This window comes from Pseudomonas helleri, assembly GCF_001043025.1.
In the GTDB taxonomy this organism is placed as follows: domain Bacteria; phylum Pseudomonadota; class Gammaproteobacteria; order Pseudomonadales; family Pseudomonadaceae; genus Aquipseudomonas; species Aquipseudomonas helleri.
In genome coordinates this window covers 33,518-54,644 of record NZ_JYLD01000005.1, presented here as the reverse complement: position 1 = coordinate 54,644, position 21,127 = coordinate 33,518, and the positions used below count along the sequence as shown (strand labels likewise).

Annotated in this window: 10 protein-coding genes and 1 pseudogene; 4 read left to right on the top strand and 7 right to left on the bottom strand. The window is 60.8% G+C overall.

The annotated features are described in order from the left end of the window. Position 1 precedes the first annotated feature (1 nt). Entirely contained in the window at positions 2 to 12,982 is a 12,981-nt protein-coding gene (locus TU84_RS09705; protein ID WP_048368847.1) for a non-ribosomal peptide synthetase, read from the bottom strand. A gap of 71 nt (positions 12,983 to 13,053) precedes the next feature. After that, positions 13,054 to 13,803: a thioesterase II family protein gene (locus tag TU84_RS09700; protein ID WP_048369084.1), complete on the bottom strand. Its 750-nt coding sequence runs from the start codon at positions 13,801 to 13,803 to the stop codon at positions 13,054 to 13,056. Positions 13,804 to 14,126: 323 nt separating this feature from the next. Here TU84_RS09700 and TU84_RS09695 point away from each other — a divergent pair, with 323 nt between their 5' ends. Continuing rightward, on the top strand, positions 14,127 to 14,675 hold the full coding sequence (locus TU84_RS09695; protein WP_048368846.1) for an RNA polymerase factor sigma-70: 549 nt from the start codon (positions 14,127 to 14,129) through the stop codon (positions 14,673 to 14,675). A 96-nt stretch (positions 14,676 to 14,771) separates the two neighbouring features. Here the strand turns inward: TU84_RS09695 and TU84_RS09690 are convergent. Continuing rightward, positions 14,772 to 15,353 (bottom strand): annotated as a pseudogene (locus TU84_RS09690) (GNAT family N-acetyltransferase); the annotation flags it as partial. Positions 15,354 to 15,430: 77 nt separating this feature from the next. Further along, on the bottom strand, positions 15,431 to 16,207 hold the full coding sequence (locus tag TU84_RS09685; RefSeq protein WP_048368845.1) for a substrate-binding periplasmic protein: 777 nt from the start codon (positions 16,205 to 16,207) through the stop codon (positions 15,431 to 15,433). Positions 16,208 to 16,417: 210 nt separating this feature from the next. On the opposite strand from TU84_RS09685, the gene TU84_RS09680 reads away from it, so the two are divergent. Beyond that, positions 16,418 to 16,960 carry an exonuclease domain-containing protein gene (locus TU84_RS09680; protein WP_048368844.1) on the top strand — a complete coding sequence of 181 codons (543 nt, stop codon included), beginning with the start codon at positions 16,418 to 16,420 and terminating at the stop codon, positions 16,958 to 16,960. A gap of 90 nt (positions 16,961 to 17,050) precedes the next feature. After that, entirely contained in the window at positions 17,051 to 17,332 is a 282-nt protein-coding gene (gene ppnP / locus TU84_RS09675; protein WP_048368843.1) for a pyrimidine/purine nucleoside phosphorylase, read from the top strand. 80 nt (positions 17,333 to 17,412) lie between these two features. Here the strand turns inward: ppnP and TU84_RS09670 are convergent, their stop codons facing one another. Next, entirely contained in the window at positions 17,413 to 19,173 is a 1,761-nt protein-coding gene (locus TU84_RS09670) for an ABC transporter transmembrane domain-containing protein (RefSeq protein WP_048368842.1), read from the bottom strand. 253 nt (positions 19,174 to 19,426) lie between these two features. Between TU84_RS09670 and TU84_RS26270 the strand changes: the two genes are divergently transcribed. Further along, the gene (locus TU84_RS26270) at positions 19,427 to 19,600 is read left to right on the top strand and encodes a PA1571 family protein (protein ID WP_048368841.1); all 174 of its coding nucleotides are present in this window, start codon (positions 19,427 to 19,429) and stop codon (positions 19,598 to 19,600) included. 66 nt (positions 19,601 to 19,666) lie between these two features. Here TU84_RS26270 and pdxB read toward each other — a convergent pair whose 3' ends face one another. Together pdxB and tusA are read right to left on the bottom strand one after the other, a co-directional pair. Then, positions 19,667 to 20,809: a 4-phosphoerythronate dehydrogenase PdxB gene (pdxB, locus tag TU84_RS09660; RefSeq protein ID WP_048368840.1), complete on the bottom strand. Its 1,143-nt coding sequence runs from the start codon at positions 20,807 to 20,809 to the stop codon at positions 19,667 to 19,669. Between the two features lie 55 nt (positions 20,810 to 20,864). Further along, positions 20,865 to 21,113: a sulfurtransferase TusA gene (gene tusA, locus TU84_RS09655; protein ID WP_048368839.1), complete on the bottom strand. Its 249-nt coding sequence runs from the start codon at positions 21,111 to 21,113 to the stop codon at positions 20,865 to 20,867. Positions 21,114 to 21,127 lie beyond the last annotated feature (14 nt).

Here is a 21,127-nt window from a genome sequence, read left to right as displayed (position 1 = left end):
GTTACAGCCCTTCGAGTTCGGCCATCAGGTCGCTCAGGCGGTCGACTTTTTCCTCGTTGATTTCGCTGTTTTCCAGCCCTTCGATGTACACCGCCAACTCGGCCACGCAACTGCATTCAAACATCGCCCGTAACGGCACGTTGCGTTGCAGTACTTTCTGCACCCGCGAGGCGATTTGTGTCGCCAGCAAGGAGTGGCCGCCCAGCTCGAAGAAGTTGTCGTTGACCCCTACCCGCTCGACGCTCAGGACTTCACTCCAGATGGCCGCCAAGGTGTGTTCAAGCTCAGTGCGTGGCGCCAGGTAGTCCTCACGCTGCAACTGGCCGATGTCTACAGCAGGCAGTGCCTTGCGGTCGAGTTTGCCATTGGCGTTGAGGGGCAGTCGCTCCAGCCACAGCCAATGCAGCGGCACCATGTAGTCCGGCAGTTCAGCGCGCAGGCGCTGTTTGACCCGGTCCAGCCGCTCGCTCAGGCCGAGGGCCGTTTGCGCGGCCACCAGATAGCCGACCAGGTATTTGCCATTGGGCCCTTCCTGTACGCTGACCGCCGCATCACGCAGTTCTGGTTGCTCGTGCAGGCGCGCTTCGATTTCGCCCAGTTCGATCCGATAACCGCGAATTTTCACTTGATGGTCGATGCGCCCGACGTACTCCAGCACCCCGTCGCTGCGCCGCCGTGCCAGGTCGCCGGTGCGGTACAAACGCTCACCCGGTGCGCCGAACGGGTTCGGCACAAAGGCCAGCGCGGTGCGCAGCGGGTCACTGACATAACCCCGGCCCACGCCGGTGCCTGCCACGCACAACTCACCCACCGCGCCGAGTGCGACCAGTTGCAGCGCGTCGTCGAGCAGGTACAGACGGTTGTTGTCGGTCGGCGTGCCAATCGGCAAGTAGCTGCCTTGAGTCGCCCCATGATCAACGCGGAAGAACGCCACGTCATCCGAACATTCGGCCGGGCCATAGGCATTGACCAGGCCAATCTCGGGGTAACGCAACAGCCATTGCTGCGCCAGTTCTGGCGGCATGGCCTCGCCGGTGGGCAGCATCCAGCGTAAACCCTTCAGTTCAACAGGGGCCTCGGCCAGCATCCCTTGAATCAACGACGGCACGCTTTCCAGCACGCTGATGCCTTGGGCATTGACCTGCGCCAGCAGGGCTTGCGGGTCGTGGGCGATGGCGTCCGGAACGATCTCGACACGCGCACCGAACAAGGGGGCCGCGAGGAACTGCCACACTGAAATATCGAAGCTTTGCGAAGCAGTCTGCGCGATCACATCCGCCTTGCTCAGTTGCAGGTACGGCACTTTGCTCAACTGGTTGTTGAGCATGCCGCGTTGCTCGACCATCACGCCTTTGGGCAACCCGGTGGAACCCGAGGTGTAGATGACGTAGGCGAGGTTGTCCGGGCCGCTGTAGACCTGCGGGTTGTGATCCGCCCACGTCCCGGCTTGCACGTCTTCCCATACCAGTAGCCGTGGACGCACGGCGCAACCTGACTCATCGAGCAAGGCTTGCGCCTGCTCGCGACAGGCCTGGGTGCAGACCAGCAACGGCGTACGGCTTAATTCCAAGATGCGGCTCAGACGCGGCCCTGGCAGCGCCGGATCCAGCGGCAAATAGCCCGCACCGGCCTTGAAGCTGCCGATGATCATGCCCAGCAAGTCCAGCCCGCGCTCCGCCAGCAGCGCCACCGGCTGGTCCATACGCACACCGCCTGCGATCAAGGCATGGCCCAGGCGGTTACTGCGCTGGTTCAGCTCGCGGTAACTCCACTGCTGCTCCAGGCAACCGGCCGCGATGCGCTGCGGATGCGCTGCCACTTGGGCTTCGAACAGTTCGGCATAGCTGTGCTGCAACGGGTACTCGCGCTGACTTTGGTTGCAGCCTTTTATAAGGAACTGCTGCTCGGCCTCGCCCAGCAAGGGCAAGTCGGCCATGTCGCCATTGACGCCGTCCATCAAGGCCAGCAACAAGCGCTTGAACTCACTGAGCAGGCGCTCAACGCTGCTGCGCTCAAAAAAGCGCTGGTCGTAAGACAGGTGCAAGCCCAAGTCATCGCCGGGGTAGCACACGGCGGTGAGCGGGAAGTTGGTATGGGTGCGGCCTGAGTCCGAGGTGGCATTCAGACTCTGGGCCCGGTCCAGCACCGACATATCGACCGGCGCGTTCTCGAACACAAACAGGCTGTCGAACAACGGCTGGCCTTTGGGCAGCTCGCTGCGCTCCTGAATCGTCACCAGCGGCAAGTATTCATACTCGCGCAGCTCCATATTGTGTTCGAGCAAGGCGCTCAACCATTGCCGAACGCTCAGCACCTGACCGTCTTCGGGCATCTGCACACGCAGGGCCACACTGTTGATAAACAGCCCGACTGTCTGCTGCATTTGCGGCAGTTGCACCGGGCGCCCGGCCACGGTAACGCCAAACACCACGTCGCGCTCACCGCTTAAGCGTCGCAGCACCAACGCCCATGCCGCTTGGGCAAAGGTGTTGATGGTCAATTGGTGCTGCTGCGCCAGTTCACGCAACCGCACGCCATCTTTGACCTCAAGCCGGGTGTAGCAGTCGCCCACCAGCATGCCGCCGCTAGCGCCCGCATGCTCGCGCAGCAAAGGCCGGTCGGTGGGGATGTAAGTGGTCCGTTCAAAGCCTTGCAGGTTGCGCTGCCACCAGACGTTGGCCTGCTGCAGGTCTTGCTGTTGCAGCCAACTGATGTACTCGCGATAGCGCGGTGGCGTGGTCAGTTGCGGGGCGCGACCTTCGCCCAGCGCACTGTAGATTTCAAAAAAGTCGCTCATCAGCAGCGAACGGCACCAGGCATCGATGAGGATGTGGTGATTGCTCATCATGAACCAGTAACGCGACTCACCCACACGGATCAGGCGCAGGTGGAATGGCGCCTGATTGAGCAGATCAAAACCGGCTTCGCGCTCGCGCTTGAGCAGCGCCTGCAGACGCTCTTCATGGCTGTCTTGCGGCTCGCGACTCCAGTCGAGGTAATCAACTTCGGTGTTGCCGGGACGATGGATGATTTGCAGCATGCCTTCGCCCGCGTTCCAGCAGAACGACGCACGCAAGGCCTCATGCCGCGCCACCACTGACTGCCAGGCCTGGGCGAAACGTTGCGGGTCGAGGGCGCTGTCAATCCGGTAGCGGTCCTGCATGTAGTACAGCCCGGTGCCCGGTTCGAGCAAGGTGTGCAGCAACATGCCCTCTTGCATCGGGGTCATGGGGTACACGTCTTCAATCAGGCCTGCCGCCACCGGCAAGCTGTCGAGTTGTACCTGACTGAGTTTGGCCAGCGGGAAGTCGGATGGCGTCAAGCCGCCCGCATCGCTGCTCAGGCAGTGGGCAATCAGGCTTTCAAGCTCCGCGAGGTAATCCTGGGCCAGCGCTTCAATGGCTTGGGGCTGATAGCGCTCGACGCTGAAGGTCCAACGCAAAACCAACTCGCCGCCATACACCTGGCTGTCGATGCTCAACTCGTTGGGCAACGGCGCCTGCGGGTCGTGGGCTGCGCCGGTCGGCTCGTCCAGCGGGTGGAACAGCGCATCGCTGGCAAAGCTCTGGTCAAACTGGCCAAGGTAGTTAAAGGTGATCGGTGCCTCGGGTAGCGCGGCCAGGGTTTGCCCCGTAGCCGGGTCGCTCAGGTAGCGCAACACGCCGTAACCCAGGCCTTTGTGCGGGACGTGTCGCAGTTGCTCCTTGATGGCCTTGATCGAAGCGCCCTGCCCCAGGTGGCTGCTCGGCGTCAGGCGCAGCGGGTAAGCGCTGGTAAACCAACCCACGGTGCGACTCAAGTCGATGTCATCGAACAGGGTTTCGCGGCCGTGACCTTCAAGTTGCAACAGGGTCGACGGTTGGCCGGTCCAGCGACAGATCACCCGCGCCAGCGCGGTCAGAAGCACATCGTTGATCTGCGTGCGATAGGCGCTGGGCACCTGTTGCAGCAGTTGCTGGGTGCGTGCCTCGTCGAGCCGCACACTGAGCGTTTGCCCGTGCAGATGTTGCCGCCCGCCATGACGGTTAACGCCCGGCAGCTCCACCGCTGGCCCCTTGAGGTGCTCTTGCCACAGGCCCAGCTCTTCACGCAGCGAATCACTGCTGGCATAAGCGTGCAAACGATTGGCCCACGCCCTGAATGCGCTGGTTTTCGCGGGCAGTGGCTGTTGGCGATACAGCGCCTGTATGTCTTCCAGCAAGACCCGCCAGGACACCCCGTCGACCGCCAAATGGTGGACCGCCAGCAACAGGCGTTGCTCCCCTTGCGGGCCATCGACCAGTACCGCGCGCAGCAGCGGCCCTGCTTGCAGATCGAGGCTGCGTTGCGCGTCGTTAAACAGCCCGGCGCAGTCTTGCAGGTCCGCCACGCTGGCTCGCCAAAGCAACGGTTGCTGCGCAGCGCCCAGGTAACGCGCCTGCCATTGCCCGTTGCGGTGCTCGAAGCTTAGGCGCAAGGCGTCGTGATGCATCACCAGGGCCAGTAGCGCCCGCTCCAGCAAGGCCGGCTCAAGAGGTTCGGCAGGTTGCAACAGCACGCACTGGTTCCAGTGCCCGCGTTGCGGCATGTCGGTATCAAAGAACCACTGTTGAATCGGCGTCAGCGCCGATTCGCCAGTGAGTACGCCCTGTTCGGCGGTCAGTTGCTCGGTCTGGGTCGCAACGCTCGCCAACGCTTGCACGGTTTGATGCTGGAACAGGTCACGGGGGCTGAAGTGAATCCCCAATTGCCGGGCGCGGCTGACCACTTGAATCGACAGAATCGAGTCACCGCCCAGCTCGAAAAAGTTGTCATTGAGACCGACATGCTCAAGGTTCAGCACCTCGCCCCAAACCTTGGCCAAACTGGCTTGCAGTGCATTGCGCGGGGCCACGTAGAGTTGGCGATTGAGCTCAACATCGGGCTCTGGCAAGGCGCGGCGGTCGAGTTTGCCGTTGGCGGTCAGCGGCATGTTGTCCAGCAGCATCAAGTGCGCGGGCACCATGTAATCTGGCAGTTGCGCCTTGAGCCGGGCCTTGAGCGCTTCGCGCAACGCACCCGCCTCAGCCTGTTCATCACACACCAGCCAGGCCGCCAGTTGCTTGCCACCCGGCATGTCCAGCGCCAGCACCACGGCTTCACGTACCGCCGGATGCCCGAGCAAGTGACTTTCGATCTCGCCCAGCTCAATGCGGAAACCCCGGATTTTGACCTGATGATCGACTCGCCCCAGGTATTCCACCAGACCGTCAGCGCGCTGGCGCACCAAGTCGCCGGTGCGGTACAAGCGTCCGCCATTGCGCGCAAACGGGTCTGCCACAAAGCGTTCGGCCGTCAGCCCGGGACGCTGGTGATACCCCTGCGCCAGCCCAGCACCGCCGATGTACAGTTCGCCGGTGGCGCCTTGGGGGACCAGCGCCAGATGGCTGTCGAGAATGTAGGCCACCCGCGAACCAATGACCTCACCGATTGGCACAGAGGCGGCACCATCGGCCAGCTGTTCCGGTGCCAGGCTGGCCAGCGGCATGACCACGGTTTCGGTCGGGCCGTAGGCATTGAAAAACACGCTCGGCTGGAAGGCCGAACGGATGCGCTGCAAGTGCTCGCCGGTCAGTGCCTCGCCGCCGGTGATGCACATGCGCACCGGCAATGTCTGCCCGCGGCTGGCCAGCCACTGGGCCAATTGGCTGCCGTAGCTGGGGGTGAAGCCCAGAATACTGACCTGTTGCTCACGAATGAGTTGGCAGATTGCTTCGGCGTCCCACTGCCCTTGCGCCCGCAGCACCAGCCGCGCACCACTGAGCAGCGGCGCCAGCAAACGCTCGGTGGCAGCGTCGAAGTTAATCGAATAAAAGTGCAGTTCACAGTCATCCGCACGCATGCCAAACCGTTCAATCACCGCCTGACAATGCATGGCGATCTCGCCGTGGGACACCACCACGCCCTTGGGCTGGCCGGTGGAGCCCGAGGTGTAGATCAAATACGCCTGATGCTGTGGCAGGTTGAGGAACGGCAGTGCGCTGGACGGGTACCCGGCCAGTTGCGGGCCGTCGTCTTCGAGACTCCAGCGCACGACGCTTGAGGGCAATTCACCCAGCGCGACAAACAGACTGCGATGGCTCAATAACACGCTGATGCCGCTGTCTTCGATCATGTACTGCAAGCGTTCCAGCGGGTATTCCGGGTCGAGCGGCACATAGGCGCCGCTCGCCTTGAGGATCGCCAGCAGGCCGACGACCATGTCCAGCGAACGTTCCAGTGCCAGCCCCACCCGCACCTGCGGGCCTACGCCCAGCTCGCGCAGCTTCCAGGCCAGTTGATTGGCGCGGCCTTCAAGTTCGGCGTAGCTCAAGTGCTGCCCGCCGAAGGTCAAGGCGATGGCCTCAGGACGCATTCGGGCTTGCTCCGCAAACAGAACATGCACGCAGTGATCGAGACGCTGCTCACCCGCTACAGGTGCCAGCCCGTCCAGCAAGCGCTGTTGTTCAGCGCTATCCAACAGCGGCAACTCGCTCAGCCGTTGTTGCGGGTCGGCCAGTAGCGCTTGCAGCAGATTGCGCCAGTGCTCGGCCATGCTGGCGATGCGCGGCTCATCAAACAAATCAGTGCTGTAGGTCAGGCAGCAGCCCAAGCGGTGGTCGAGGTCAGTGACTTCCAGGTTGAGGTCGAACTTGGTCGCCCGCGCATCGTTGGGCAAAAACTCCACTGTCATGCCTGTCAGCGTCCGGCTTTGCTGGAACTCCCAACGCTGCACGTTGCACATCACTTGAAACAGCGGGTTGTAAGCGGCGCTGCGCGGGGGTTGCAGGGCTTCGACCAGATGATCGAAGGGCAAGTCCTGATGCGACTGGCCTTCGATGACGGTCTGGCGCACCTGCTCCAGCAGTTCAGCCACGCGCATGTGGCCATCCAGTTCGCAGCGCAGTACCTGGGTGTTAAGAAAAGCCCCGATCAGCCCTTCGCTTTCCGGGCGGATGCGGTTGGCCACCGGCGCGCCGATGCGCAGGTCGGTCTGGCCGCTGTAGCGGTAGAGCAGCAGCGCCAGGGTGGCGGTCATGGTCATGAACAGGGTCAGGCCGTGTTCGGCATTGAACCCTCGCAGTTTCGCGGCCAACTCGTCGCTGAGGTCAAAGCGGTACAACCCGCCCTGATGGCTCTGCACCGCAGGCCGAGGCCGGTCGCCGGGCAGTTCGAGCAGCGGATGCTCGGTGCCGAGTTTGGCGGTCCAGTAATCAAGCTGGCGCTGCCGTTCGCCCGACTCCAGCCACTGGCGTTGCCACACGCTGTAGTCGAGGTATTGCACGGCCAGCGGCAGCAACGGCGAGGCGCGATCATCCACAAACGCTTCGTACAACTCGCCCAGTTCGCGGGCAAAAATATCCATCGCCCAGCCTTCAGTGACGATGTGATGCAAGGTCAGGACAAAGTAGTGCTCGCGGTCGGCGGCCTTGACCATATGGGCGCGCAGCAACGGCCCGCGCTCCAGATCAAACGGCTGATGCGCCTCGCTGTCGGCCTGGGCCTGCAAACGCTGCTCACGGGCAGCGCAGTCCAGGGCGCTGAGATCCAGCCAGCCCAGGCTCAGGCGTGTGTCGCGGTGTACCTGTTGGCAAGGCACGCCATTGACGCTGGGAAACGTGGTGCGCAGGGTTTCGTGGCGCAGCAGCAACGCCTGCAATGCCGCCTCGAAACGCTCGACGTCCAGCAACCCGGTCAAACGCGCCATGCCGCCAACGTTATAGGCCGGGCTGTCGGGCTCCATCTGCCAGAGGAACCACATGCGCTGCTGAGAGTACGACAGCGCCACCGGCTGGCTGCGATCCGCCAAATGAATCGGCCGTTGCGTGTTGCGCTGGCCGCTGGCCTGGATTTGCGCAACCTGCTCGACAAATGCGCCCAGCTCACTGGCTTCAAACAAGATTCGCAAGGCCAGTTCAACGTCACAAGCCTGACGCACGCGGGCAACGATTTGTGTAGCCAGCAGCGAGTGCCCGCCCAGGGCGAAGAAGTCGTCATTGAGGCCAATTCGGGCCTGCCCCAGCACCTCGCGCCAGATTGCGGCGATGCGTTGTTGCAGTTCATTCTGAGGCTCGACGTGCTCGCGCACGTGCCACACCGGCTCCGGCAAGGCCCGGCGATCAAGCTTGCCACTCGGGCTCAGGGGCATGCGTTCAAGGCGCAACAACTGCGCGGGGACCATATAATCCGGCAGTTCGGCGGCCAGTGCGGCTTTAAGTTGCACGCTGTGTTCGGCCTCGGGCAGCGACCCGTCGAGCGCCGTGTAGTAGCCGATCAGTTGCGGCCCGGCCTGGGTGTCGCGAATCAATACCGCCGCCTGAGCCACCTCAGGCTGGGCCAGCAAGCGCGCTTCGATCTCTTGCGGCTCGACACGAAAGCCGCGCAGTTTGACTTGCTGATCCAGACGCCCGAGGTACTCGAGGGCGCCATCGCGGTTCCAGCGCACCTGATCACCGGTGCGGTACAGCCGTGCGCCCGGCTCGCCCAGCGGGTCGGCAATAAAGCGCTCAGCCGTCAGCCCCGGACGCTCCAGATAGCCACGCGCCAGGCCAATGCCGCCGATGCACAATTCCCCCGGCACCCCCACCGGCAGCGGGTTCAATTCGCTATCGAGCACCCGGCACACCACGTTGCCCAGTGGGCGGCCGATGGGCGAGCGCTCGCCGTCCTCAAGAGCACACTGCCAGTGGGTGACGTTGATCGCGGTCTCCGTCGGGCCGTAACGGTTATGCAGTTGCACGGCGGGTAATTGTTGCAGCACGTGATTGCGCAGTTCGGCGGGCAAGGCTTCGCCGCCACTGAAAAGCCGACGCAACGTGCGGCACTGCAAGGCCTGCGGTTCATCGACAAACAGACGCAACAACGGCGGCACAAAGTGCAACGTGGTCACCCCGAACTGCTGCACCAACTGCGCGATGCGCTGCGGGTCGCGGTGCTCTCCCGGCCCGGCCAGCACCAGACGGCAACCGGTAATCAACGGCCAGAAGCACTCCCACACTGACACGTCAAAACTGATCGGGGCCTTTTGCATCAGCACATCGTCGGCGCCCAGGCCGTAGGTGGTTTGCATCCACTGCAAACGCTCGCTGAGGGCCGCATGGGTGTTGCCGACGCCTTTGGGCTGGCCGGTCGAGCCCGAGGTGTAAATCACGTAGGCCAGGTTGTCGCCGTGCAGGTGCAGCCCCGGCGCATGGGCGGACCAGCTGTCGAGATTGAGGCCGTCCATGGCGATCACACTAAGGGCTTCAACATTGGGCAAACACGGCAGCAGATGGCTTTGGGTCAGCAACAGTGCTGCACCGCAATCCTGCAGCATGTAGGCCAGACGCTCGGGCGGGTAGTCCGGGTCCAGAGGCACATAGGCGCCGCCCGCCTTGAGAATCGCCAGCAGGCCGATCAGCAGTTGCGGCGAGCGTTCAGCGGCAATCGCCACCGGCACATCCGGGCCTACGCCTTTGTCACGCAAGTAGTTGGCCAGGCGGTTGGCGTGCCCATGCAGATGGGCGTAATCGAGGCTGCCGCCGTCCCACAACAAGGCGATGTGGTCCGGGGTGAGCTGCGCTTGCTGTTCAAGCTGCTGTGGCAGCCATTGCTGCGCGGGAGCACACGGCGCTTCGCTCCAGCGCGCCTGTTCAAGCAATTGCTGCGGGCTGAGCAGGTGCAGGTCAGCCAGGGCCTTATGGCTATCGGCGCAAACTTGGCGCAAAAGACTGACAAAATGCTCGGCCAGTTGCGCAATGGTGCTGGCCTCAAATCGCTCATCGGCATAGTCGAACGACAGTTTCAGGCGGCCCTGACGGTCTTCTTCGCTGTGCAACTGCAAGTCGAATTTGGCTTCACGGCTGTGCCATTCCAGCTCTTCGGCGAGCAAGCCCGGCAAACGCCGTAAAGCACTCAGGTCGCGTTGCTGATGGTTGAACAACACTTGGAACAATCCGTGTTCGCGGGCCTGCGGGAAGGCTTCCAGCAGTTGCTCAAAGGGCAGGTCCTGATGCGCTTGGGCATCCAGCGTGGCAAGGCGGGTTTGCTGGAGCAATTGGGCAAACGGCAGGCGCCCGTCCAGTTGCGCACGCAGCACCAGGGTATTGATGAAAAAGCCGATCAGGCCATGGGTTTCCTGACGCGGACGGTTGGCGCTCGGCACGCCAATGCGGATATCGCGCTGGCCGGTATAGCGATACAACAAGGTCTGGAACGTCGCCAACAGCAGCATGAATGGCGTGCTGTCATGGGCCTTTGCTGTCTCACGCAAGGCCTCGGCAAGCGGTGCCTCCAAGCGCACGCTGTAGCGCGACGCGCTGTGTTGCTGCGCGGCCGAACGCGGGTAATCGGTGGCCAGTTGCAAGGTCGGCTGCTCGTCGCCCAGCTGTTGTTTCCAGTAACCGAGCTGGCGCTCGGCTTCGCCCTGGGCCAGCCATTGGCGCTGCCAACTGCCGTAGTCGGCGTACTGCAAAGCCAGTGGTGCCAGCGCTAACGGTTGCTCCAGGCAGGCCGCCGCATACAGCCGCGAGAACTCGTCGATAAGCAGGTTGAGTGACCAGCCGTCCGCAATGATGTGGTGCAAGGTCAGCAGCAGTTGGTGCTCTTCGTCATCGAGCTTGACCAGGGTGACCCAGAACAGCGGGCCGCTGGTCAGGTCGAACTGGGTACGGGCTTCGTCATCGCGGATCTGCTGCGCCCGCGCTTCTCGCTCGGCGACGGGCAAATCGCTGATGTCGATGACCTGCAGGTCAAAATCCGCGGCGGCCTCAACCCGCTGCCAGGCTTGGCCATCGCGCTCATAAAAGCGCGTGCGCAGGGCTTCGTGGCGTTCGACCAAGTGCGCGAAGCTGCTGCACAGCGCAGTTTCGTTCAGCTCGCCGCGCAAGCGCAAGGCGCCGGGAATGGTGTAGGCGCTGCTCTGCGGATCGAGCTGCCACATAAACCACAAACGGTTTTGCGCCAGCGATTGCGGCAGCGCCTCATCACGGCTCAAACCGACGATGCAGCCCTGGGCCAGACCGCCATCCTGCTGCAACGCCGCGACCCGAGCCGTGAAGGCGCTCAAAGTCGGCGCCTCGAACAGCAGGCGCAGGTTGAGTTCCAGTTTCAGTTCTTCGCGCAGGCGGGCGATGGTTTGCGTGGCCAGAATCGAGTTGCCGCCCAGCAGGAAGAAATGATCGTCAGCGGCCACTTGCTCGACCTGCAAATGCTCGCACCAGATCCACGCAATCAGCGCCTCCAAGTGATGGGCTGGCTGCACTGGATCATGGTTGGCCGGCTGAGCGTCGTCACACGGGAACTGCGCGTAGCTGTCCAGGCTGCCATCGGCCAGACGGCTGCGGCAGGCCGAGCGCTGGAGTTTGCCGCTGGAGGTTTTTGGCAACGCCCCCGGATTGAGCAGTACGACCACGCTTGGTGCTTGCTGGCAGGCTTCGGCCACGGCCTGGCGAATGGCCGTGATCAGGGCGTTCGCAGGCATGATTTTTTGCACGCTGCGGCTGATTTCGGCGGCAATGCCGATCCCCTCCTCGCCTTTGACATTGACCGCGAACGCCGCCACACGGCCTTTGCGCACCACTTCGACTTCACGCTCGATGGTGGCTTCGATGTCTTGCGGGTAGAGGTTATGGCCGCGCACGATCAGCAGGTCTTTCAAGCGCCCGGTGATGTACAGCTGGCCTTCATGGATAAAACCCAGGTCGCCGGTGCGCAGCCATGTGGCGCCCTGATGTGCAACAAATGTCCGGGCGCTGGCGTGCGGGTTGCGCCAGTAGCCGTGGGCGATGCTTGGCCCGCAGGCCCAGACTTCACCGACGCGGTTATCCGCCAAGGGCTCGAACGAGTGTGGGTCGACGATTTGCACCGCATGTTGCGGCTGCTGAGTACCGCAGCTCATCACCGCGCAGCCGTCGCCCGGCACGATGCAGTTGTTGGCCAGCTCCAGTTCATTCAGGTTCAGGGCCGGGATGCCCTGCCCGCGCTGCCCGCCTGCGACAAACAACGTAGCCTCGGCCAGCCCGTAAGAGGCGAAATAGCTGGCGGAGTCAAAACCGCACGGGGCAAATTTTTCGGCAAAACGCACCAGGGTGTCCTGGCGGATCGGCTCAGAGCCTGAATAGGCCACGCGCCAGCGACTTAAGTCCAACCCGGCCAGCGCGTTTTCACTGACCCGCTCGCTGCAAAGCCGATAGGCAAAGTCCGGCCCGCCGCTGATGGTCCCGCCGTATTCGCTGATGGCTTCGAGCCAACGCAGCGGGCGGGTCAAAAAGTACGCGGGCGACATCAGGATGCACGGCACACCGCTGAAAATCGGTTGCAGCAGGCCACCGATCAAACCCATGTCGTGGTACAGCGGCAACCAGCTGACAATCACGTCGTCGGGGTTGAGGTCGATGCCAAATCCACGGCGAATCAGCAACTCGTTAGCCACCAGATTGCCGTGGGTCACTTGCACGCCCTTGGGCATGGCGGTAGAGCCTGAGGTGTATTGCAAAAAGGCGATGTCATCGGCCTGTAACACCACCGGCTGCCAGCCTTGCGCCAGGCTCGGTTCAAGGCTGTCGACACACAGCAACGCGGGCGCATCGGCGCAGGTGAGTTCGGGCAGGGCCAGCAAGGACTCGCGCAAATGGCTGCTGGTCAGGAGTACGCGCGGTTCGGCGTCGCTCATGATCGACAGCAAACGCTCCTGATGGTGGCGGCGCGACGACTCAGGCGGATACGCCGGAACGGCGATCACCCCGGCGTACAGGCAGGCAAAAAATGCCGCGACGTAGTCCGGGCCGCTGGGCAACAGCAAGACCGCGCGATCACCCACCGCGGCATTGGCCTGCAAGGCTGCGGCAAAGGCCCGCGCACGTAAATCCAGGTCAGCATAGGTCAGCACCTGGCTGGCACTCTGGTCATCGCCCAAAAAGCGTAATGCCAGTCGATCCGGGGTCTGGGCTGCACGTTGTTGCAGGGCTTGGGCCAAGGTGCCAGGGAGTTCGAACGCGTCCATCATGGGATTTCCTGCCTGAAGTCGGCTTTGCATAAATTCGGTGTGTTTGAGAGACGAGAAAGCACGGCGCCGCTTTAGCCGGGCACTCGCCGAGCCTGTTGCTGACGTCGGCGCAGCAGGTGTTCTTCGGCGTAACGACGCAGGCAACGCAACAAGGCGGTTTCTTGCTGGTGCAGAAAAAAGTGATGGCCTTCAAACATGTCCAGGGAAAACGCGCGGCTGGTGTCGGCCTGCCAATCGAGCAGTTGCTCGGCGCGCACACTGTCTTGCTTGCCACCAAACACGTGAATGGGTAGCGGCAACGGCGCCCGTCGGTCGTGCCTGAAACTGCCGCACAACAGGAAGTCGGCGCGCAGTATCGGCAGCATCAGGTGCATCAGTTCGGCATTGGCCAGCACCTCTTCGGGGGTGCCGTTGAGTTCGCGCAAGCGCTCGATAAGTTGTGCGTTGGTCTTGGCCACTGCGTACTCGCTGACATCCCGGCGGGCCGGACCGGCCGTGGCAGATGCAAACAAGGCCAGCGGCTCGGGCACTCCGCGCTCACGCAAGGCATGGGCCAGTTCAAAGGCCAACAGACCGCCCAGGCTGTGGCCAAACAACGCGTAAGGGCGGTCCAGTTCCGGGCTGATTTCATCGGCCAACTGGCGGGCCAATGCGCGTATATCGCTCTGCAAGGGCTCGTCCATGCGCATCCCGCGCCCCGGTAATTCCAGCGGCCGCACCTGCAGCCAGTCGGGCAGCAAGCGGCGCCAACGGCTGTATGCCATGGCGCTGGCGCCGGAGTAAGGCAGGCAAAACAAGCGCAACTGGATGACTTCAGTCATGGTCTGCACCACCGCCGTAAAACGCCGCCCGTGCACATGCAAACGCCATATCACCCTCCTGTGTTAACCGTTCATCGCAGGTCTGCAACACAGACCTTCGCCCCTTGTGAACGGTTGACCCGGGCAAATAATTAGCCCTCGCGATAGTGGCTTTTTGATGCAAAACACGCGGGATGTGAGGCTTATCTCAATCTCTTGAAAGGATGCGTATTAATTACCTTTCTCAATTGACAATCATTATCATTCAGCCTAGTTTGTTTCGCACTGTGACGGCGCCAACCGAGCAATGGCCCGCACGTTTTCACTAGCCACAGGTGATCTCCATGACGGAACAAATGTCCACAAGCAGGTGTGACTCACCCTTACTTCAAGCCTTTGTCGACAACCGATTAATCCTGGTCAAAATTGCAGCGCGGATCACTGGCTGCCGATCACGGGCCGAAGACGTGGTGCAGGACGCTTTCTTCCGTTTGCAGTCCGCGCCGCAGATCACCTCGTCATTCAAGGCGCAACTGAGCTATCTGTTCCAGATCGTGCGCAACCTGGCGATTGATCACTACCGCAAGCAGGCACTGGAGCAGAAATACTCGGGCACAGAAGAGGAAGGCTTGAATGTGGTGATCAATGGCGCCTCGCCAGAAACCTCGCATATCAATTTTTCGACCCTGGAAAACATCGCAGACGCCCTGACCGAGCTGCCAAGCCGCACCCGTTATGCGTTTGAGATGTACCGCTTGCACGGTGTGCAGCAAAAGGACATCGCCAAAGAGCTGGGGGTGTCGCCAACACTGGTCAACTTCATGATTCGCGACGCGCTGATTCACTGCCGCAAGGTTTCGGGCAGCCAGCCAGATACCTTTAGTCGCCGCTGAAATCAGCTTCTTTGTGCGGGGGCTCGCGATCTTTGAAGATCTAGAGAAGATCAAAAGATCGCGAGGCGAGCTCGCTCCTACAAAATGAACGTCGCTTTAGCGTTGGTTTTCGATTGTCCTTTCCAGCACCATCAAGGCCGCCCGTTTGTGCGGGAAGTCGAATTCCTTGATCCGCGCATAGCCCTGCGCCTGCATGTAACCGATCATTTTGTCGTTGTCAGCACGGGGCTCGGCCACGATGCGCCGGGTGCGCGGGTCGTCCTGCAACAGGTAATCGGTCAAAGCGGATAACCAGCTGGCAACCTTGTGCGGCCCGCGATGGGCCTGCTCCCCCACCAGCATATGAATGCCACGGTCGTAATCGTCTGCGTCGTAAAAGGGCGCGATGCGATCTTCTTTGGCCCAATAGGCTTCGAAATAGGCAAATGGCTGGTCGTCAAAGCAACCGATCAAGGTCAGGGTGTGCGGGTCGTTGGCCAGTTTTTCGAGGTACTGGCGATGGTCGTCAAGGCTGCCCCCTTCATCCCAGAAGGCCAGTACTCGCGGGGTGTTCTGCCAGCGGTTGAAGCGTTCGAGGTCAAGCTCGATGTCCAGCGTACGCAAGGAGATCCAGGCGCCAAGCTGGGGGTCGAAGCGCCGATAGACTTCGCCTTGGGGTTTAGCAGGGCGCTGCGGGTGCGAAGCGATTGCAGTCATTTTGGACTCACGATTGTCGTCAACAGTTAGGCTGTGTGACGTTGGTCGCGGGGCAAAATTTAGGACTCTGTTTCGACGAGTTCAATATTGTAAGGGGCAAAAATCGCTTTTAACTGGCCATTGTCCTTTAGCGCTTTGATCAACTTGGTCACTTCTTCGGCTTTGATCGGGCCATGGGGCCGAATGAAGGCGTAGTGATGGTAGCGCTGGTCGGCACGGTCAGATATCAGCACGCGAGATTTGTACTGCGGATTGTGTCTGAGCATGTCATTGAGGTTGGATCGCGTCATCAAGGTCATGTCTACCCGCCCGCGCAAGACCATCTGCAGGTTGCTTTCGTGGGAGTAGGTCAAGGTCGCGTCAAAGTGGTTGAGCAAGTAGCTGGGGGCAGGATTGAAGTCTGCAAAGGCGTAGTGATAGCCGGAAAAAAGCGCCAGCCGTTTTCCCTTTAAATCATCAAAGTAGGATTGGTCACGCCCCGGCTGTTGCTTGGCAATAAACACTTCCGAGTCAACAAGGCCAAGGTCGACAGCATCGTAATCGACACCCTGCCAGCCCCAGTTGGAGCTTTCAAAAAGGATCAGGTCAACGCGGCCCTGATCAAAGTCACGCACCCTGCGCGCCAGCGAGGTGGGGACGGCGGTGAATTTATAATCAGTTTGTAACTCATTCATCGCACTTAGCAATTTTTGCAGCAAGCCCGTGTCGGAGCCGCGTTCCGGGCGCACGATATACGGCGGAAAATGCGCCGCACCGACGCGAATTTCCTGCGCGGCCCACACCGGCGACATCAAGGTGACACTCAGCGCCAGCAACACACTGCGGACCATCCACATTGGCAAACACTTAAACGCTGTGCACATCGGGGACGCCCGCAACTGGAACTTATTAATGGGTACAGGACCTGAGATCGAGTACGACCGTAATTTAAGCGCGCCTAGACTAGCAAGCAAACGTGGTGTGGCCCACTACAAATTAAGTGCCCCGTGGCTGCGCATTAGCTACGCTGCATCCTCAATGCCGATGTTGTTTAAGGAAAGCTGCACATGCCTCACTGGCTGGTAATTGACCTGGAAGCCACCACCGATGACGGCGGCTGGCCTCTGGAAGAAATGGAAGTCATCGAAATCGGTGCCAGCGTGGTCACCCGTGCCGGGCGCGAAATAGACCACTTTCAGCGTTTTGTACGGCCGCAACGGCGCCCGCTGCTGACTGCTTTTTGCCGTCAATTAACCCATATCACCCAAGCCAATATTGATAACGCCAGCCCTACCGGACAGGTTTGGGAGCAGTTCGAGCGCTGGCTGGGCCAGCACCTGCCCAAACTGGAAGGCTGGGCCAGTTGGGGTGAGTACGACCGCAAGCAACTGGAACAGGAATGGCAACAAAAGCAGCTGGACAGCGCCTTGGCGCGTTTGCCGCATATGAACCTCAAGCAACAATTTGCCCAGGTCCGCCAGCTAAAACAGCCGCTGGGCCTCAACAGTGCGCTGCAACTGGCCGGTATGCAGTTCAGCGGGCAGCAGCACCGCGCCCTGGAAGATGCGCGCAATACCGCGCGTTTATTGCCTCTGGTGTTGCGGGTTTAGTGCAGCGCCGAGCCTCTACAAAAGGGCGTGACGGGATAAAACGGCTTCTGCATACTGGCCAGCCTTTTTAACCCATTCCGAGGAATCGCCATGTTTAAAGTCAACGAATACTTCGACGGCACCGTCAAGTCGATTGCGTTCACACAAGCTGAAGGCAAAGCCACTATTGGCGTCATGGCCCCGGGTAAATACGAGTTCGGCACCGCCGAGCGTGAAATCATGCACGTCGTCTCGGGCGAGCTGAAGGTCAAGCTGCCGGGCAGCAGCGAGTTTGAAACATTCAAGACAGGCAGCCAGTTCAACGTACCGGCCAACAGCAAGTTTCAGCTTGAGGTCGCAGTAGATACCGCTTACCTGTGCGAGTACCGCTGAGTTAGCCCCGCGTAGGAGCGAGCTTGTCTCGCGATCTTTTGATGTTTAAAAGATCGCGAGGCAAGCTCGCTCCTACGGTTTTAGCTATCCGCCGTGTTGAACTGCAACGCTGCCAACCGCGCATACAGCGGGTTACTGGCTATCAATTGGGCATGTGTGCCCACCGCCACCAGCTTGCCCTGATCCATCACGGCAATGCGATCGGCATTCTGCACCGTCGCCAGTCGATGGGCGATCACCAGCGTGGTACGGCCTTTCATCAGGCTGGGCAACGCTTCCTGGATCAAGTGTTCACTTTGCGCATCCAGCGCGCTGGTGGCTTCGTCCAACAGTAAAATCGGCGCATCCACCAGCAGTGCCCGGGCAATCGCCAGGCGTTGCCGCTGCCCGCCCGACAACCCCTGACCGCCATCGCCCAAGTGGGTTTTATAGCCTTGGGGCATTTGCAGGATGAAGTCGTGGGCATGGGCAATACGCGCCGCCGCCTCGACCTGGGCATCTGTTGCCTGCGGGTTGCCATAGCGGATGTTGTCTTCGACCGTGCCAAAAAACAGCGCCGGGGTCTGCGATACCAGGGCAAAGCAGCGGCGCAAGTCGTGCGGATCAAGTTGCTGGACAGGTCGCCCTTCCAGCAGGATTTGCCCTTGCTGGGGGTCATAGAAACGCAACAGCAAGTCAAACAAGGTCGATTTACCGGCCCCGGACGGCCCGACCAAGGCCAGGGTTTCGCCTGCATTGATGGTCAGGCTCAGGCCCGCAATCGCGAAGCTTTCGGGACGCGACGGGTAAGAAAAATACACATCTTCGAGACGCACGTTGCCTTCAACCCGCTCTGGCAACACTTGCAAACCGCTGTCCGGTGCAACGATCTGGCTTTTGGACTGCAGCAGTTCGCTGATCCGCTCTGCCGCGCCTGCCGCCTGTTGCAGTTCGCCAATCACTTCACTCAGGGTGCCGACGGCACTGCCGACCACCAGGCTGTAGAACACAAACGCGGCCAGTTCACCGCCCGTGATACGCCCGGCAATAACATCCATGCCGCCCACCCAGAGCATGACGCCGACCGCGCCCAGCACCAGCGAGATCACCAGGGTGATCAGCCAGGCCCGTTGCAAGATACGTTTGCGCGCCGTGGCAAAGGCCCCTTCGACAGTTTGCGCAAAGCGCTGCTGGTCTTGTTGCTGATGGTTGTAGGCCTGGACGGTTTTAATCTGGGTCAGGGCCTCGGCCACGTAGCTACCAACATCGGCGATGCGGTCCTGGCTTTGGCGCGACAAGCTGCGCACGCGACGACCAAAGATCAAGATCGGTGACAACACCAAGGGCAAGGCGACCACGACGATGCTGGTGAGCTTGGGGTTGGTGATAAACAGCAGCACCACGCCGCCAATCACCATCAGGCTGTTGCGCAAAAACAACGACAGCGACGAACCGATCACCGATTGCAGCAATGTTGTGTCGGTGGTCAGCCGCGACTGGATTTCTGAACTGCGGTTGTTCTCGTAGAAACCGGGGTGCAAACCGATCAGGTGGTTGAAAACTTGTCGACGAATGTCAGCCACCACCCGCTCGCCAATCCACGACACCAGGTAGAAACGCACGAATGTGCCCACCGCCAAGCCCAGCACCAGCAGCAAAAACAACCCAATGGACTGGTTGAGCATGTGCGGTGATTGGGTCATAAAGCCTTTGTCGACGAGCAAACGAATGCCCTGCCCCATCGACAGCGTGATCCCCGCCGTGACGATCAGGGCCAGCAAGGCGCCGACCGCATGCCAGCGGTAAGGGGCTACAAAATGAATGACCAGACGAATGGCACGGCGCTGACGGGAAGAGAGCATGGGGGTGTTCCGCAAAGGGGGTCGAGTGTTGAAAGCCGCACACAGCCTACAACGAACCGGGGTAACACTTGGTAAACCTTTCTCAGTCGTTTTGAATATGACCGGGTGCCACAAGCCCTAGGCGTTAAAGTTCTAAAGTGAGGGTAGAAGTTTCGAAGTATTTCTGTTGGACTGGGTTCCGCGGCCAAGTGTGTAACAGCTTGGTCATTTAACGGATCTAAAGTAGCGCTACACCCTGATGAGGAGACAGGCCATGGAATCAATCAACACTCAAGCACTTCCGGTAATTCGCACCCACCAGCAACCGTCGTTGGGGTGTGCTTTTATCGACGCTGAAGGTAATGAAGTTCTCATCACTGAAGAGATGATTCAGAACGCCTGCCAAGAACTGGAACAGCGTTTGGTCAAGCCTGTAAACAAAGACTGAACCTGACAACACCTTACTTGCCCGCGATCTTTTAAAAGATCAAAAGATCGCGAGGCAAGCTCGCTCCTACACCCGTACTGCGCCCAGCGCTTTAACCATCTGCGTCAAACCCTGCGACTGACCCTCTATGCGCACCTGTAGGCCTTCGATTTCGCGGCGTACCGGGTAGTGTTTGCGCAAGGCGTCAAACGCCAGCTTTTGCTCCTGAACCGTGCCCACCAGGCTGCGACGAAAGTCCGCATCGTCACGGCGCGGGTCGTAAACCCCACGGCATACCGTCGCCAGCGCCCAGGCCGGGTCGCTGTCAGCGCTCAGTTCAACCTTGGCCAGCCAAGGCGCAGGCAGTAAGTCGGCCAGTTTGATGACGGCTTCCTGCCCCAGAAAATCGCAGAACGCCTGGTAAATCTGCGCCGTGCCCCGCTGCTTGCCGTCCAGGCTGTAACCGGCAATGTGCGGCGTTGCCAGTACACACAGGTCGGCCAGTTCAACATCAACCTGCGGCTCGGCTTCCCACACATCCAGCACCGCTTGCAGGTCTTCGCGGCGGGTCAGCACTTCACGCAGGGCGTTGTTGTCGATCACCGGACCTCGGCTGGCGTTGATCAGCCAGGTGCCGTGTTTGAGCTGGTTCAAACGCTGCTGGTCGAGCAAGTGCCAGGTCGCGTTCTCTGCGGATTTATCCAGAGGCGTGTGCAGGCTGATGACATCGCAGCGCTCGATGATCTGCTCAAGGCTGACGTAGTCACCGCCCTCTGCCGCCTGACGCGGCGGGTCGCACACCTGCACGTTGAAGCCTAGGCCCTTGAGCACATTGACCAGACGCCCGCCCACTTCACCGGCACCGACCACACCGTAGGTGCGCTGATTGAGGTTAGCGCCTTCGATTTCGGCCAGTGTCAGCAAGCTGCCGAGCACGTAGTCCACCACACCGCGGGCATTGCAGCCCGGTGCGCTGGACCATTGAATGCCCTCTTGATGAAAGTAATCGAGCGCAAGGTGATCGGTGCCGATGGTGCACGTACCGACAAAACGCACGGCGCTGCCTTCAAGCAGATCGCGGTCGACCTTGGTCACCGAACGCACCAGCAAGACATCTGCATCGTGCACATCGGCCCGGGTGATCTGACGCCCCGGCAAACGGCGTATTTCACCGAATTCAGCAAAGAACGCATCGACCAACGGAATATTTTCATCAGCAACAATCAGCATGGCAGGCTCCTTTCAAGGACTGGCAGTGTAGGCGTTGTCGGCACGTTTGGGCCGATCAATCCTGCTTTTTGCGGATCCAGTACAGGTACGTGCCCGCTTCTTCGGCCTGGCCGACCAGTTCGTGGTCCAAAAATACGCAGAACTTGGGAATGTCACGGCGGGTCGACGGGTCGGTCGCGATCACTTTCAGCAAGCCACCCGGCACCAGATCGCGAATGTGTTGGTGCAGCATCATCACCGGCTCTGGGCAGTTCAGACCGCTGGCGTCCAGAGTGCCGTCAAGCGGCAGGTCAGCAAAACTCATTGGTTACTCCTGAA